We start from the raw sequence: 16,072 nt of genomic DNA, 5'->3' as shown, positions 1-16,072 counted from the left end.
CTTTCATAATTGTATACTATATTCGGAATATTATATAACATATATTGACGTTATATAGGGGTGGTGATTTTCTCCCTCGCATCGCTGCTGCCCTTTGGAAGCAGGCAACCGGGGAAGAGGATACCATGAATAAGAACAGGAAAGCCCTGATATTGGCGGGCGTCGCCTTCACCGCCATAACATCGGGATGGTCCGTCAGCGCCGTGACCGCCACGGCGCAGGAAACAACGGCGGACGCGACCGACGCACAGGTCGTCGTCGTGACGGGTACCCGTATCCGCAAGCCAAACCTGAAAAGCGCTTCGCCGATCACGACGGTCGATGACCGCGAAGTGAAGCTGCAGGGCGCCACCGCCATCGATTCGGTCCTCAAGACCCTGCCGCAGATCGAAGCCGGCAATAACGAAAACCAGTCGAACAATTCCGATGGCACGGCGGGTGTCAACCTGCGCAGCCTGGGCGGCAACCGCGCCCTGGTGCTGATCGACGGCCAGCGCTTCCTGCCGACGCTCGGCGTTGACCTGAACTTCATTCCGTCGTCGCTGGTCGAACGCACCGACGTCCTGACCGGCGGCGCCTCGTCGGTCTACGGCTCCGACGCCATGTCCGGCGTCGTCAACTTCATCATGCGCAAGAAGCTGAACGGCATCCGTTTCGATTCCCAGTATAGCATCTATCAGCACACCAATGACGACGACTATCTGCGCGGCGTCCAGACGGCGGCCGGCATCACGCCCGCCAAGGAAAATGTGTGGGACGGCGCCAAGTACGACTTCAATATCGCCGCCGGCGCCGACATTGCCGACGGCAAGGGCAATGTCACCGGTTATTTCGGCTATCGCAAGATGGAAGCCGTGACCCAGGACGCGCGCGACTATTCGACCTGCGCACTGGAATTCACCGACAGCACGGGCTCTGCCTTCAAGTGCGGCGGGTCCAGCAACCACGCCTACGGCCGTTTCCGTCCGATCACCGGTCCCAACGCCAACAAGGACTTCGCCAACTCAAAGGACGGCACCAAGACCTGGGTCCCCAACGATTCGTCGTTCAATTACAACTACGCGCCGTCGAACTATACGCTGCGCAATTCCGAACGCTACAACGCCGGCGCCTTCGTCAACTATGACGTCAACGAGCACATCGAAGCCTATGGCAGCTTCATGTTCATGGACGACCATTCGGTCAGCCAGGTTGCCCCGTCGGCCATCTGGTCAGGCCGACCGTTCACCGTCAACTGCGACAACCCCTTCCTGAGCGACCAGCAAAAGACCATCCTGTGCGGCTCGACGACCTCGACGGCCGACGCCACGACCCAGGTGGTTTATCGCGCCGCGACGGGTCCCGGCCGCCGCAACGACATGCGTCACACCGACTATCGCCTGGCCGGCGGCTTCCGCGGCGCCATCAACGAGACGTGGGACTACGACGTCAACTATATGTACGCGACCACGATCGGCCAGTTCAACTATCAGAACGACATCAACCAGGACAAGGCGGCGCAGGCGCTGCAGGCCGTCATGGTCAACGGTACCGTCGTCTGTAAGGACACCTCCAAGGGCTGTCAGCCGATCGACGTCTTCAGCGCCAAGGGCCCGTCGGAAGAAGGCTATGCCTTCATCTATGCGCCGACCTTCACACGCAACGAGCAAAGCATCAACGTCTTCAACGCCTTCGTCACCGGCGATCTGGGTGACTACGGGGTTCAATCGCCTTGGGCCAATGACGGCGTCGCCATCGTCCTCGGCGTCGAAAGCCGCAAGGAAGCGATCGACGAGAAGCGCGACCAGACCCAGCTCGACGCGGGAACCGCCGAAGCGCACGGCAAGATCACGGCGGACGAATATTTCGCCGAACTGGAAGTTCCGCTCATCAGCGACAAGCCGCTGATCCGGTCGCTCAGCACTTCGCTCGGCTACCGCTCATCCACTTACAACTCGGAATCGCCGACCGCCAAAGGCGCCGAGAAGAAGACCGAGACCTACAAGATCGAAGCACGCTATTCGCCGACGCCCGACATCCTGTTCCGCGCCAGCTATAACAAGGCCATGCGCGCCGCCAATGTCAGCGAACTGTTCGCTGCCCAGGCCGTCGGCAATGTCGGCCTGATCGACCCCTGCGCCGGCCCGACGCCGTCCAAGTCCCTGAGCGATTGCGCCCGCACCGGCGTGACCTCGGCCTGGTATGGCAATATCGAGCCCACACCCGCGGACGTCGGTTCGGGCCTCGGCGGCGGCAATCCGGACCTCAGCCCGGAAGAGGCCAAGACGACGACCTACGGTTTCGTCTTCACGCCCCAGAACTCGCCGCTGGCCCTCAGCGTCGACTACTTCAAGATCCGCATCGATGGCTATATCGGCTCGGTCGATCCGCAGGTTTCGGTTACCCAGTGCGTCGAAACCGGCAACCCGTTCTACTGCAGCCTGATCGTACGTAACCCGACGACAGGCGCCCTGTTCGGCTACAACAAGGCCAACGGTGGCTACGTCGTCAACACCAATATCAACACGGGCTTCCTGGAAACAACCGGCGTCGATGTGACGGCCAGCTACAACCTCGAAACCGAGCGGATGTTCGGCAAGGACTATGGCGGCATCAGCTTCTCGATGGTCGGCACCGTGCTGAATTCGCTGGAAACCGAAGTGCTTCCGGGCCTCGGCTCCTATGACTGCACCGGTCTGTTCGGCGGGACCTGCGGTCAGCCTTCGCCGAAGTGGCGTCACAACCTGCGCACCACCTGGACCCCGGCATGGGAGTCCATCTGGGCGCCGACCTCGATCTCCGTCAACTGGCGCTACTTCGGCAAGGTCGACCTGGCGACCAACACCGACGACCAATACCTGAGCGGCACCAAGTCCACGCTCAACGCCGAGATCGAAGCCTACAACTATATCGACCTGGCCATCAGTAAGAACCTGCCCAAGGGTCTGGTCCTTCGCCTCGGCGTCAACAATCTCTTCGACAAAGATCCGCCAGCCATCATGGGTGGCCTGCTGGTCGAGAACGGCAACGGCAACACCTATCCTAGCACCTACGATCCGCTGGGCCGGATGTTCTTCATCGGTCTCAGCGGCGCCTTCTAAGGTGTCGGGAGTTTAGAGTCCCCTGAGGCGCTGCCGGTTCGTCGGCGGCGCCATTTTTTTGCCGGGAAGCAAATCTTCAGGAGCACATCATGCCCATCCACCGCCGCAACTTCCTGGCCGGTTCCGTCATCGCCGCAACAGCCGCGGCCGCCGTTCCCGCCATTGCCCTGCCGCGATTGACGCGGACCTTCGACGTCAAGGGCCACACGAAACTTTCCGAATTCGACGGCTGGACCGTCTATGAAGACCAGACCCAGAGGGAGGGGGTCATCACCTTTGTTCACGGCGATGAAGCGCTGGTGCTCACCAAGCGCTTGTCAGCCTGCTTCGACGACATCACACCGCAATATCTGGGCCTGGCGCTCAAGGATATCTGCCTGGCCGATGCCGATCTGCTGGCCGACAAGCTGCTGCAAAACGGCGATCCGGACCCTGAAGAGGTGCGCCGCGCGGCGCCGCCGGCCGGCTGGAATTTCAAGGCGAACGAACTGGGCACACGCATGGCCTGGACCAATTTCGTCGGCACGCGCCAGCAGGGCGACACCATGCCGGTCTTCCCGAACGGCCGGGTGCGCGGCTATCGCCCGGAACACGACTTCCCCGAACTGGTCGGCGACGAGATGGCCAAAAAACGCTGGGAAGGTCTGCTGGGCGGCTGGCTGCCGGCAATCCACAAGATCATCGAGGTGTCGCCGACGCGTTATTACGACCTGCTGATCTTCGCCAATGTCCGCGCCACCGATCCTCTGATCGTCCAGACCTGGCATCGCACCGTTCAGTATGACAATGGCAAGCCGGTCAAGACGGCCTTCGCCCATTCCTATGCGCCATTCCCGCCGCGCCGGACCGTGCCGGAAGCCGCCGCCTTTTATCGCGGCCTGCTCGATTTCGCCGGTTACTGGGAGGCGGAGGTCAAGGACCAGGCGCCGGTTACCCTGCCGGACGAAAGCCTCGGCGACATGGTCACCCACGCCTTCGCCAAGGAGCTGATCACGCGGCCGGGTGGCGATTATCCGAAATATGGTGTGGTCGATCGCGACTATTTCGGCCCGGAATATGACGGCTTCCAGGACATTTTCACCTCGTCGCTCTACGCCAATCTGGAATGGGGCCGGTTCGCGCAGGCCAAGGCCGTCATCGACAACTATTTCGATCAGTTCACGTCTGATGACGGCATGATCAATATGCGCGGCCCGGAAGTGCCGCAATTTGGCCTGAGCCTGAGCCTGCTGGCGCGCTACGGCCTTTACACCGGCGATGTCGCGACCCTGCGGCGAATCTCCGGCAAGATCGCGGGCAAGGCAGCGATCCTGACCGAACTGCACGATCTCAGCCTCAAGAAGCAGGCCAGCGATCCGGGCTTTGGGCTGTTGGACGGCTGGAGCGAATCCGATGCCTGCCTGCACCCTGATCCGTCCTTGTGGTGGAAGCCTTACTGGAACAATTCCGCCTTTGCCGTGCGCGGCTGGCGCGACCTGGCGCGGATCTGGCCATTGATCGATCCGGAGCGCACGGACCTCGCCAAGGATTGGGAGGCGCGTGCGACACAGCTTCAGGCGCAACTGGTGAGAGCGGCACGCGCCAATGTGCGCAGCGACCTCAAGCCGCCTTATCTGGCCGTCCTGCCGGGAACCAGGCTGACCCATCGCGAAGCCTATGCGCAAGCCGCTCAAAAGAAGCAGCGGACCGAACAGGGTTGGGCGCACCGCGTCTATGCCGAAATGCTGCACGCCGATGTCCTGCCGGATGACTTGGCTCAAACCGTCATCGACGCCGTGCGCGGCCATGGCGGCACCTGCATCGGCGTGGTCGCCAACATCACCCGCGCGAACGAAACCCACCGCGATCAGTTGGGCTTCGTCTCGTACGGCTACGCCCAGCAACTGCTGCGGTCAGGGCGGATTGAGGAATACCTGCTGTTCCTGCATTCGCACCGTTACCACTCGCACACGCCGGGGACCTGGGTGGCGGGGGAGGTGACCGGCATTACCGGTGACCTACCGCTCTATTGCATTCCCGCCCAGCTGACCATTCCGAAGCTGGTGCGCTGGATGCTGGTTTTCGAAGACTCCGATCAGGACGTGCTGCACCTCGGCCGCGCGATTCCGCGTGACTGGCTTAAGTCCGGCAAGCCGATTGAGATCAAGGGTGCACCGACGCGCTGGGGACCGGTCGATTTTACCGTGCAAGGCGACGCCTCAGGCAAACTGTCGGCCAAGGTCGCTTTCCACGGCCAGGCCCGTCCGGCGCAGGTCCAATTGCATCTGCGCACACCCAAGCCTGTGCGCAGCGTTAAACTGAATGGCAAGGGCGCGAAGATGCAGGGTGAGACGGTTGCCTTCGCTGCGCAAGGGTCTTCTGCATTCGAAATTACGGCGTCCTAAAAAGGACGGGACGCCGTTTCCGGATCGAGCATTGCCGTTAATTGCTCGTGCAGTTGGCGGGGAATGCTGATCGCGTTGGATGCCGTGTTACGCGCCCGCGCCTCATAGCGCCGCTGCGAAGGCAGGCGTGCCCCTTGACCAAGAATCGCATCGAACAGGGCTTCGGCGCGGCTGGAATGCACAGCGTGCTCAGCGCCCATGAAGATCTTGGGGTCGAAGGCCAGGATCAGCTCGCCGTGATAGGGGGTCGCGCCAGCGCCCTTGTCATAAGCCATGGATTCGAGACTGAGCAGATCGCCGATCATCGGACCCGCCATCAGCTCGATCATCGCCGACAGAGCCGAACCCTTATGCCCGCCGAAGGTCAGCATGGCGCCATTCATGGCTTCGGTCGGATCGGTTGTCGGCAGGCCGTCGCGGTTCAAGCCCCAGCCTTCGGGAATGGGCTTGCCGGCGCGGCGATGCAACTCGATCTCGCCGCGCGCAGCCGCACTGGTGGCAAAGTCAAAGACAAACGGATTGCCGTTTGGCCGCGGCCAGGCAAAGGCCAGCGGATTGGTGCCAAAGACACCCTTGGTGCCGCCGTGTGGCGCGACCCAGGCATGCGACGGCGTCATGGCCATCGCCACCAGGCCTTCATTGGCAATGGCTTCGACCTCGGGCCATAGCGCCGAGAAGTGATAGCAGTGGTTGATGGCCAATGCCGCCAGGCCGGTTTTGCGCGCCTTTTCGATCAGCACTTCGCGGCCGGTCTCATAGGCCAGCAGCGAATAGGCGCCCCGGGCATCGGCGCGGACCAGTCCCGGCGCGACATCGGTGATCACTGGCCGCGCGTCCGGCGACACCTTGCCGGATTTCAGCGTGTGGACGCAGACCAGCAGGCGATAGAGGCCGTGGGAATGGCACTCGTCGCGCTGACAGGCCCAGATGGTACGCGAAATGGCGCGGGCATGATCGGGAGCAAAGCCGTTGGTTTCCAGCACCCGGACGGCGAAGTCGAAGGCCTCGTCGAGCGCGAGGATATGCGTATCAGACATCAGTCGTTATCCGCGTACGGGCTCTTGCCGCCTTCCGCAATAAAGCGGTCGATGCGTGCCTCCAGCACCGGCAGCGGCACCGAACCCAGTTCCAGGACCGTGTCGTGGAAGGCGCGGATATCGAACTTTTCGCCAAGCGCCTTTTCCGCCTTGGCGCGTGCCTTCCAGATGGCCATTTCACCGAGATAATAGCTCAGCGCCTGACCGGGCCAGGCGATATAGCGGTCGGTCTCGGTCGTGATCTCGTGCTCGCTCAAGGCCGTATTGTCGCGCATGAAGCTCATGGCCTGGTCGCGCGTCCAGCCCTTGGCGTGGATGCCGGTATCAACGACCAAGCGGGCGGCGCGCCACATCTGATAGCTCAGCATGCCGAAGTGCTCATAGGGGGTTTGATAGATGCCCATTTCGACGCCCAGGCGTTCGGCGTAGAGCGCCCAGCCTTCGCCATAGGCCGAAATGTACGTATGCTGACGAAACGCGGGCAGGCCCTTGTTTTCCATGGCCAGCGGCATCTGGAAGGCGTGGCCGGGCGCCGCTTCGTGCAGAGTCAGGGCCGGGATCGAATAGAGTGGGCGCGCCGGCAAGTTATAGGTGTTGACCCAGTAACCACCCGGACCGCCACGGCCGCCGGTGTAAAAGGGCGCCAGCTCAGGCGCGACCGGGAAGATGCCGAAACGCATGCGCGGCTGACGACCGAAATAGTCGCCCGACTTGGCGTCGAACAGCTTGGCAGACCACGCGGCGCGGTCGAGCAGGTCCTGCGGCTTGGTGACGTAGAACTGCGGATCGGTGCGCAGGAAGTGGAGGAAGGCCTTGAGATCGCCCTGGAACTTGACCTCCTCCATGACCGCGGCCATCTCGGCGCGGATCTTGGCGACCTCGTCGAGGCCGATCTGGTGGATCTGTTCCGGCGTCAGGTCCAGCGTCGTGTATTCACGACTCTGGGCGGCATAGAAGGCCTTGCCGTTCGGCAGGTCATAGGCGGCAATCGACGATGTCGCCTTGGGACCATATTCCTTGGTGATGAAGGTCAGGACCGACTGGTGCGCCGGAATGACGCTCTTGTCGATCGCTTCCAGCGCCAGCTTGCGCAGTTCTGCCTGTTTGTCAGCCGGAATGCTGGCCGGCATCGACTTGAAGGGCAGGTAGTAGGTGTTGGCCTCGCCCTTGGCGTCAATAACAACCGACAGCGACACGTCACGCCCGACCAGCGACACCTTTGGCACAGTGAAACCGCGCTTCATGCCGGCGCGCATATTGTCCATGTTCTGGGCGAAATAGCGCGGCATATCGTTGAGCTTGACGAGATAGGCGCGGTAGTCCTTTTCGGTGCGATAGGTTTCGCGGCCCATATAGCCGAGGTCACTCCAGAAGGAGGTATCGCCGGCCAGCGGGCGTTCATAGGTCTTGAATTCCTGACCGGCCAGAAGAGTCTCGATTTGAAACTGATAGATCTGGTAATTGACCTGATCTTCGGGCGTGAGCGCCTTGACGTCGATGGCATCGAGCTTCTTTTTGACATCGCGCCAATAGACGAGCTTCTTTTCCTGGCCGGCCTTCGACACATCGGGCAGGCCATTGGTCGATTGCGCTGCGCCGTCCTCACTGGCTGCCTGCTGGCTCGACCGCCAATCCCACTCAGAGGTATAAAGCGCCTTGAAGGCCTCACCGGCGGGAACCGGCGTGGCCGCATGCGCGAGCGGTGAGAGCGACAGAACAGCGACAGCGACGGAGGCGAACAGCAAGGCTTTCATGGCAGCGGCGGTCCTTATTAAAGCGAAGCAAATGGGAGTTGCTTCAAAATAGTATACCGTATATCACTAAGGTGCAATCCCGTTGCACAGCTGACGCACAGAGGTATCCGATGACCGCCGCCCGTTTCACGACTGATCGCCGCAGCCTGCTTCGGGGCACCGCCGTCCTGACCCTCCTCAGCGCCACCGGCGCCACAGCCTGGGCCGCGGAAACCTTGCCGCAGGGGCCCACGCCTATCCGCCTGAACGATGTGCGTCTTCTGCCGTCGCCCTTTCTGACAGCCGTCGAGGCCAACAGCAAGTACTTGATGTTCCTGTCGCCGGACAGGCTGCTGCACAACTATCACAAGTTCGCAGGGCTCCCCGTCAAGGGCGAAATCTACGGCGGCTGGGAATCGGACACGATCGCCGGCGAGGCCCTGGGCCACTACCTGTCGGCCTTGTCGCTGATGTACGCCCAGACCGGCAACACAGAATGCATCACCCGCATCAACTATATTATCGGCGAACTGGAAAAGGTCCAGGCGGCGCATGGTGATGGCTATGCCGCCGGCTTCATGCGCAAGCGCAAGGACGGCTCGATCGTCGACGGCAAGGAAATCTTCCCGGAAATCATGGCCGGCGATATCCGCTCGGCCGGTTTCGACCTCAATGGCTGCTGGGTACCTTTCTACAACTGGCATAAACTGTTCGCCGGCCTCATGGACGTCCAGATTTATGCGGGTATCGACCGCGGTATTCCGGTCGCCGTCGCCTTGGGCGGCTATATCGAAAAGGTCTTTGCCGCGCTCAATGACGAGCAGGTGCAAAAGGTCCTCGACTGTGAACACGGCGGTATCAACGAGTCGTTCGCCGAGCTCTATACGCGCACCAATGACGTCCGCTGGCTGGCCCTGTCCGAGCGCATCTACCACAAGCGCATCCTCGATCCGCTGACGGCCCAGCAGGACAAGCTGGCCAACAACCACGCCAATACCCAGGTGCCGAAGCTGATCGGCCTGGCGCGCCTCTATGAAGTGACCAGGAAGCCCGGCTATCGCGACGCCTCCAACTTCTTCTGGGAGCGCGTCGTCAACCACCATTCCTTCGTCATCGGCGGCAATGCCGACCGCGAATATTTCTTTGAACCCGACACGATCGCCAAGCACATCACCGAGCAGACCTGCGAGAGCTGCAACACATACAACATGCTGAAGCTGACCCGGCATCTGTACAGCTGGTCGCCGAACGCGTCGTGGTTCGACTATTACGAACGCGCCCACCTGAACCACATCATGGCGCATCAGAACCCGAAGACCGGCATGTTCGCCTATATGGTGCCGCTGATGTCGGGCACGGCGCGCGAGTTCTCGACGGAAGAAAACTCGTTCTGGTGCTGCGTCCTGTCGGGTATCGAGAGCCATTCCAAGCACGGCGACAGCATTTACTGGCAGTCAGCCGACACGTTCTATGTCAACCTGTTCATCCCGTCCAAGGTCGAATGGAAGGCCCAGAAGGCCGCGTTCGAACTGACGACGAAATACCCCTATGACGGCCAGGTCGCCTTCAAGGTCGGCCAGCTTTCGGGCGCGAAGACCTTTACAGTCGCCGTCCGCATCCCGGATTGGGCCAAGACGCACACTCTGCTGGTCAATGGCAAGCCCGCTCTCGCCAAAGCCGACAAGGGCTATGCCCTGATCCGCCGCAAGTGGAAGGCCGGCGATGTCGTCACGCTCGACCTGCCGATGGATCTGCGTTTCGAAGGCACGGCCGGCGACGACAAGGTCGTGGCGCTGCTGCGCGGTCCGATGGTTCTGGCCGCCGATCTTGGTGCGTCGGATCAACCGTGGGAAGGCGATGCGCCGGCCCTGGTCGGCGCCGACCTGCTAGGTTCGTTCACGCCGGTCTCGGTCGAAGAGGCCGTCTATAAGACTAACGGCATTGGCCGTCCGGGCGACATGACGTTCCGGCCCTTCTACTCACAATATGAGCGCCGCACGGCCGTCTATTTCAACCGCTATAACGACGCCGAATGGGCAGAGGCACAGGTCGCCTATCGCGCCGAACAGGAACGTCTGAAAGAGCTGGCAGCCCGCTCGGTCGACACCATGCACTTAGGCGAGATGCAGCCCGAGCGCGACCACAACCTCCAGACCTTCGGCAACTCCTATCCGGTCGTCTATCGCAACCGCAATGGCCGCGATGCCCGCACCGGCGGCTGGTTCACCTTCGAGATGAACGTGAAGAAGGACGGCAAGGAGGCCGGCCCGCTGGTGCTGGAAGCGACCTATTGGGGCTCGGAATTCAACCGCAGCTTCACGATCGAGATCGACGGCACGGTTATCGCACATGAGCGCCTGTCGGGCCGCCAGCCAGGCGCCTGGGTCGATGTCGATTATCCGATCCCGCTTGCACTGACCAAGGGCAAGTCGAAGATTACCGTCAAGTTCAACGCCCAGGAAGGCAAGACGGCTGGCCCGGTCTTCGGCGTCCGCCTGTTTACCGCCGCGGCGACAAAGGCATGATGATGCGTTCGTTCTACACCGCCGCGCTTCTGCCCCTGTTGGCCGCCTGCGCTACGGCGACCGCCCAGCCCGCGTTGGAAAGTCGTGCTGTTCACGCCGCGCGCAATCCGATCCTGTCGGACGGTGCCGATTACACGACCGATCCGGCGCCGCTGGTCGCCGATGGCAAGCTGTATATCCTGACCGGCCGCGACATCGCCGAAGATGGCGTCAATGATTTCATCATGCCGGAATGGCAGATGCTGGCGACGAGTGATCCGACCTCGGGTGACTGGACCCACTATCCGCACTTCCTGAAGCCTGACGATGTCTTCAAATGGGCGACGCCCGGCCGCGCCTATGCCGCGCAGATTGTTCAGGGGCCGGACAAAAAATATTACCTTTATGCCCCGGTCATGCAGGCCGGCACGACCAACAAGGATGGCTTCGCGATCGGCGTCGCGGTGTCTGATACCCCGACAGGTCCGTGGGTCGATGCCCACGCATCAGGCCCGGTCGTGTCGCAATCCTATCCGGTCGCCAACACCATCCAGAACATCGATCCGACCGTGATTGTCGACGACGACGGCCGTGTCTACATGTATTGGGGCACGTTCGGCCGCCTCAAGGGCGTCGAGCTCGAAAAAGACATGGTGACCTTCAAAGGCAACATTGTCGACGTCACCACCCTGACCGGCTTTTTCGAAGCGCCGTGGATCTTCAAACGTAACGGCACCTACTACATGGCCTATGCCGGCAACAAGGCGGGGCCGACGTCGGAATGCACCCAGGCCGTCTACTATGCCTGTATCGCCTACGGCACGGCGTCGTCACCGCTGGGACCATGGACGTATCGCGGCGTCATGCTCGATCCGGTATCGTCGACGACATCGCATCCCGGCATCGTTCCGTATAAGGACAAATGGTATATTGCTTATCACACGGCCGATGCGAAGGACGGTGGCCATTTCCGCCGCAGCGTCGCTGTCGATGAGGTCTTGTGGGACGACAGCGTTTCACCTGCCGCTATCAAGAAGGTGGTGACCACGCCCGTCAAGCCGACCATGACGCCGCCACAGCGCAATGCCGCACCGGCCGCCACGGCAGCCTCGTCAAATGAGCCCGTGCCTGTGCAGTACTGGCTGGGCGCGCTGAAAGACGGCAAGGTCCGTCAGACCCCATTGCCACCCGACTATTGGGGCAGCTGGACCGGCAACCACCCCAGGCAGCAGTGGATCGAGTACCGTTGGGAGGAGCCTGTCACGCTTAACGGTTCGCGCATCTGGTTCTTTGCCGACCAGCCCGTCGGCTCCGGTGTCGGTGTCGCCCCGCCGAAGGCCTGGCATCTCGAATACTGGACAGGTTCGGCTTGGACCGCCGTCCGGGCCACGACAGCCTATGGCAATGCGCCTGAGACCTTCAACGTAGTCGACTTCGCGCCGGTGACAACGCGTTGCCTGCGTGCGGTGCTCGACGCCTCGACCGATGGCAAGACTTTCGCCGCATTCGGCGTACAGGAATGGGAAGCCCTGACGCCGGATGCCAAACCCCAATCGGTCCGACCGATGCGCGCAGCCGCCGCCCAAATCTGCAAGTAACCGCCTGTAAATAAGAAAAGACTCTGGAGAGAGACGACATGACCCGACGTGTATTTACCGGCCACACCTGTGTCGCCGAAGCCTGCGATTGTGGGGTCAGCCGTCGCTCCGTGGTTACGGCCATGTCTGGTGCCGCAGCCGCAGCGACATTCGCGACCTGGTCGGCGCCGTCGTTTGCTCAAAACAGCAAGCCGGTGAACCTGGCCAAAGTCGCCACACCGTCGACCTCCTATAATTCCGGCGACACCAAGGTCATCGCCCTGAACGATGGCAGCGTCCCTCGCGATTCCAATGACGTCGAAAAGGGCATGTACGGCAATTGGCCGAAGACCGGCACCGAGTGGGTGCAGTACGACTGGAGCCAGCCGGTCACGACCAGCACAATCGACGTCTATTTCTGGGTCGACGGCCAGGGCGTCGGCCTGCCGAAATCCTATCGCCTGCTCTACTGGGACGGCGCGGCCTTCGTGCCGGTCAGGAATGCCAAGGGATATGGCCTGGGCAAGGATGCGTTTTTTACGACGACTTTCGATCCGGTCACCACGGACAAGCTCAGGCTCGAAATCGTCTCGGACGGCACACTGTCGACCGGCCTCCTGGAATGGCAGGCCTGGAGCCACGGCGCCGTGCCGGCCTTTGCACCGGCTGTCGTTGCCGGCGTCGATCGCATCGTCGTCATGGGCGGAAAGACCTATCTCAACGGCAAGGCGGAATGGCTGACCGAGGGCGGCGATGCCGGTGTCTTGTGGCGCAAGGTTTCGGGCCCCGGCACGGTGACCTTTGCCGACGCCCTGTCGGCCAATACGACCGCGACCGTGTCGGTGACCGGCGACTACGTCCTCGAGCTGACGGCCCACGCCGGCGGCAAGGTCAGCAGCTCGAAACTGCGCCTGCGCGCCACGGAAGCGCCGCCGGCCAAGCGCCTCGATGTTGTCTACACGCGCAAATATGCCATTGATAATCCGCTGTGGAACGCCCGCGCCAAAGCATTGATCGTCAACTGGATTCCACACGTTATCGACTATTGCGAGCGCACGGACCTCAAGATCGGCAACGGCGGCATCGACAACTTCATCGAGGCGGCCAAGAAAAATCGTGGCGAGCCGCACGGCGCGCATAAAGGCTATGTCTTCTCCAACGCCTGGGTACTGCAAAACGTCGAAGCCATGTGCATCGCCCTGATGGTGGATCCGCAGGGCGACGCCGAGATGATTGCTGCGCAGCAAAAGATGCGAAAGACGATCGACCGCTGGATCCCGATCATCCTGGCGGCGCAGGAACCCGACGGCTATCTCCAGACCGCCAAGACGCTGGCGGCGCCTGGCGCCTGGGACGAGCGTTGGGACCCGGCGCACCGCGCTGACCACGAAGGTTATATCGCCGGCTATTTCATCGAGTCGGCCATCAACCACTACACCCTGACCAATGGCCAGGACCTGCGTCTTTATAACGGCGCCAAGAAGCTGGCCGATTGCTGGGTCGCCAATATCGGCCCGGGCAAGAAGGACTGGTACGACGGCCACCAGGAAATGGAGCAGGCGCTGGTCCGCTTTGGCCGCTTCGTCAACGACGTCGAAGGTGGGGGCAGGGGTGACGCCTATGTCTCTCTGGCCCGCTTCCTGCTGGAGTCACGCAGGGGCGGCCAGGAATACGACCAGAGCCACCTGCCGCCGGAACAGCAGTATGAAGCGGTCGGGCATGCGGTGCGCGCCGTCTATTCCTACTCGGCCATGGCCGACATTGCCGCTGAAACCGGTGACGTCGATTACCAGAGCGCGGTCATGTCGCTGTGGGACAACATGGTCAACCGCAAGTACTATATCACCGGCGGCATCGGCAGCGGCGAGACGTCCGAAGGCTTCGGCCCGGACTATTCGTTGCGCAATGGCGCCTACTGCGAATCCTGTTCCAGTGCAGGCCTGATCTTCTTCCAGTACAAGCTGAACCTGGCCTATCACGACGCCAAGTACGCCGACCTCTACGAGCAGACCATGTATAATGCGCTGCTTGGCGCAACCGACCTGGAAGGCAAGAGCTTCTGCTACACCAATCCGCTGGTGAACACCGAACGCACCCTTTGGCACGTCTGTCCGTGCTGCGTCGCCAACATCCCGCGTACGCTCCTGATGCTGCCGACCTGGACCTACGCAAAGGACGCGGAAAGCCTTTACATCAACCTGTTCGTCGGCTCGACCATCACGGTTGATAATGTCGCCGGCACTGATGTCGAGATGGTGCAACAGACGCGCTATCCATGGGACGGCGCCATCGCCATCACCGTCAATCCGAAGCAGAGCAAGACGTTTACCGTGCGTGTGCGCATCCCCGACCGCACGACCAGCGAGCTTTATGAGCTGACGCCTGTCGTCAAGGGCGTGAAGACGCTGAAAGTGAACGGGAAGGCCGTTCAGGCCAGGATCGAGAAGGGCTATGCCGTCATCACCCGCCAATGGCAGAAGGGCGACACAATCGCACTCGACCTGCCGCTGGCGGTTCAGCGTATCAAGGCCGACACCCGCATCGCTGCCAATCGCGGCCGGGTGGCGCTCGCCTATGGACCACTGGTCTACAATGTCGAACGCGCCGATCAGCCTGACATCGAACAGACCTTGGGTGAGGGACCGCTCAAGGCGGAGTGGAAGCCAGATCTGCTGGATGGCGTCATCGCCATCAGCGGCAAGTGGGCCGACGGTTCACCCATGCTGGCTGTCCCCAACTATGCGCGCATGAACCGCGTAGGCCAGGCGGCGGACATCGGCACGGGTGATGTCGACTTCGCCCCGGGCGCGACGACGTCGGTCGCCGCGACGCCTGTCGCCCAGGCCGAGGTGGGGCCAAGGGTCCGTTTCACCGGCTTGCAATCACAGGTTTGGATAAAGGGGCGGGCCTAAGGCCTGGAAGAAAGAGGGGACAATATGATCCGCATACTGACGACCATTGCGGTAACTGCGTTTCTGGCGGTTGCACCGCTGGCAACGGCTCAGCACGCGCCGGCTTCCGCCACGACCGAGACAGAGGTTGAGGATGATTTTAATCCGGTTGTCGTTCAGGTAGCCGGCCCGGGCTCGCTGCGCAAGATGGCCGACAAGGCCGGCTATAGGGGCGCGGCTGCCGCCGAATATCTTTTCGTCGTGCCGCAGGGGGTGAACATCCTGGGCGCGGCAGGTGGCAGGGGCAGCTCACGGGACGGCGGGCCCGCGCTCATCAGCGGCGAATGGCCAGACGACGCGGAAATCTGGCTGCTGGTCCGCGGTAACGTCTATGGCGGTGGCGGAAGCGGCGGTAACAGTGGCTCACCGGTGGCAACGGATGGCGGCAAGGGCGGCGACGCTATCGTGGCGCAAAGCCCGATGACGATCACAATTCTGAAAACAGGCTCGATCAAGGGCGGCGGCGGCGGCGGCGGTGGCGCGGACGGGGCTCCGGGTTACGGCGGCAGCGGCGGCGGTGGCGGTTTTCCCAACGGCGAACCTGGCTTGGGCGGCAGCCCCGAACCCAGCGAAGGCACCTTTGTGGGCGGCGACATGGGGCGGCCAGGGACAATCGCCGGCGGTGGCCAGAGCGGGCGGCGCGGCAATCCCGGCGGTAAGGGCGGTGACGCCGGCATGCCGGGCGAGTCGGCAAGGCGTGTCGGCGGATCGCCTGGAAACGCCATCCGCAAGAACGGCTTTGACGTCACCGTTCTGAATGGCGGCCATATCTATGGCGAAACCTTTTAAAACCTGAGGAATGGCCT

General features: G+C 62.1%; 8 protein-coding genes. 6 read left to right on the top strand and 2 right to left on the bottom strand.

The window, feature by feature from the left end; translation table 11 throughout:
- Window positions 1-125: 125 nt before the first annotated feature.
- Both J2X24_RS17715 and J2X24_RS17710 read left to right on the top strand, forming a co-directional pair.
- Entirely contained in the window at window positions 126-3,080 is a 2,955-nt protein-coding gene (locus J2X24_RS17715) for a TonB-dependent receptor domain-containing protein (RefSeq protein ID WP_209724568.1), read from the top strand.
- 89 nt (window positions 3,081-3,169) lie between these two features.
- The gene (locus tag J2X24_RS17710) at window positions 3,170-5,464 is read left to right on the top strand and encodes a Tat pathway signal protein (protein WP_209724566.1); all 2,295 of its coding nucleotides are present in this window, start codon (window positions 3,170-3,172) and stop codon (window positions 5,462-5,464) included.
- Here the strand turns inward: J2X24_RS17710 and J2X24_RS17705 are convergent.
- Both J2X24_RS17705 and J2X24_RS17700 read right to left on the bottom strand, forming a co-directional pair.
- Window positions 5,461-6,501 carry an Ldh family oxidoreductase gene (locus J2X24_RS17705; RefSeq protein ID WP_209724564.1) on the bottom strand — a complete coding sequence of 347 codons (1,041 nt, stop codon included), beginning with the start codon at window positions 6,499-6,501 and terminating at the stop codon, window positions 5,461-5,463. The genes J2X24_RS17710 and J2X24_RS17705 overlap by 4 nt on opposite strands.
- On the bottom strand, window positions 6,501-8,255 hold the full coding sequence (locus tag J2X24_RS17700; RefSeq protein ID WP_209724562.1) for a DUF885 domain-containing protein: 1,755 nt from the start codon (window positions 8,253-8,255) through the stop codon (window positions 6,501-6,503). Before J2X24_RS17700 ends, J2X24_RS17705 begins: the two co-directional genes overlap by 1 nt.
- A gap of 110 nt (window positions 8,256-8,365) precedes the next feature.
- On the opposite strand from J2X24_RS17700, the gene J2X24_RS17695 reads away from it, so the two are divergent.
- From J2X24_RS17695 to J2X24_RS17680, 4 genes are read left to right on the top strand one after another with little or no spacing between them, the layout of a single operon-like run.
- Window positions 8,366-10,759, top strand: coding sequence for a glycoside hydrolase family 127 protein (locus J2X24_RS17695; RefSeq protein WP_209724560.1), 2,394 nt, complete (start codon window positions 8,366-8,368; stop codon window positions 10,757-10,759).
- A complete protein-coding gene (locus J2X24_RS17690; RefSeq protein ID WP_245344897.1) occupies window positions 10,756-12,336 on the top strand; it encodes a family 43 glycosylhydrolase in 1,581 nt (526 codons plus the stop codon). The genes J2X24_RS17695 and J2X24_RS17690 overlap by 4 nt, the downstream gene beginning before the upstream one ends.
- Before the next feature lie 38 nt (window positions 12,337-12,374).
- Window positions 12,375-15,227, top strand: a complete 2,853-nt coding sequence (locus J2X24_RS17685; protein WP_209724559.1) for a glycoside hydrolase family 127 protein — start codon at window positions 12,375-12,377, stop codon at window positions 15,225-15,227.
- Window positions 15,228-15,251: 24 nt separating this feature from the next.
- Window positions 15,252-16,055, top strand: a complete 804-nt coding sequence (locus J2X24_RS17680) for a hypothetical protein (RefSeq protein WP_209724556.1) — start codon at window positions 15,252-15,254, stop codon at window positions 16,053-16,055.
- The last annotated feature ends 17 nt before the right edge of the window (window positions 16,056-16,072 follow it).

The sequence above is a fragment of the Asticcacaulis solisilvae genome (assembly GCF_017875235.1).
GTDB lineage: Bacteria > Pseudomonadota > Alphaproteobacteria > Caulobacterales > Caulobacteraceae > Asticcacaulis > Asticcacaulis solisilvae_A.
Note: the sequence above shows the minus strand (reverse complement) of the source record. Positions and strands in the feature narration are given on the sequence as shown.

Bases quoted from the DNA above. Each gene is read 5' to 3' on its own strand.
- J2X24_RS17705 (WP_209724564.1), bottom strand. From the start codon at position 6,501: ATGTCTGATACGCATATCCTCGCGCTCGACGAGGCCTTCGACTTCGCC.
- J2X24_RS17680 (WP_209724556.1), top strand. From the start codon at position 15,252: ATGATCCGCATACTGACGACCATTGCGGTAACTGCGTTTCTGGCGGTT.
- J2X24_RS17715 (WP_209724568.1), top strand. From the start codon at position 126: ATGAATAAGAACAGGAAAGCCCTGATATTGGCGGGCGTCGCCTTCACC.
- J2X24_RS17690 (WP_245344897.1), top strand. From the start codon at position 10,756: ATGATGATGCGTTCGTTCTACACCGCCGCGCTTCTGCCCCTGTTGGCC.
- J2X24_RS17710 (WP_209724566.1), top strand. From the start codon at position 3,170: ATGCCCATCCACCGCCGCAACTTCCTGGCCGGTTCCGTCATCGCCGCA.
- J2X24_RS17695 (WP_209724560.1), top strand. From the start codon at position 8,366: ATGACCGCCGCCCGTTTCACGACTGATCGCCGCAGCCTGCTTCGGGGC.
- J2X24_RS17685 (WP_209724559.1), top strand. From the start codon at position 12,375: ATGACCCGACGTGTATTTACCGGCCACACCTGTGTCGCCGAAGCCTGC.
- J2X24_RS17700 (WP_209724562.1), bottom strand. From the start codon at position 8,255: ATGAAAGCCTTGCTGTTCGCCTCCGTCGCTGTCGCTGTTCTGTCGCTC.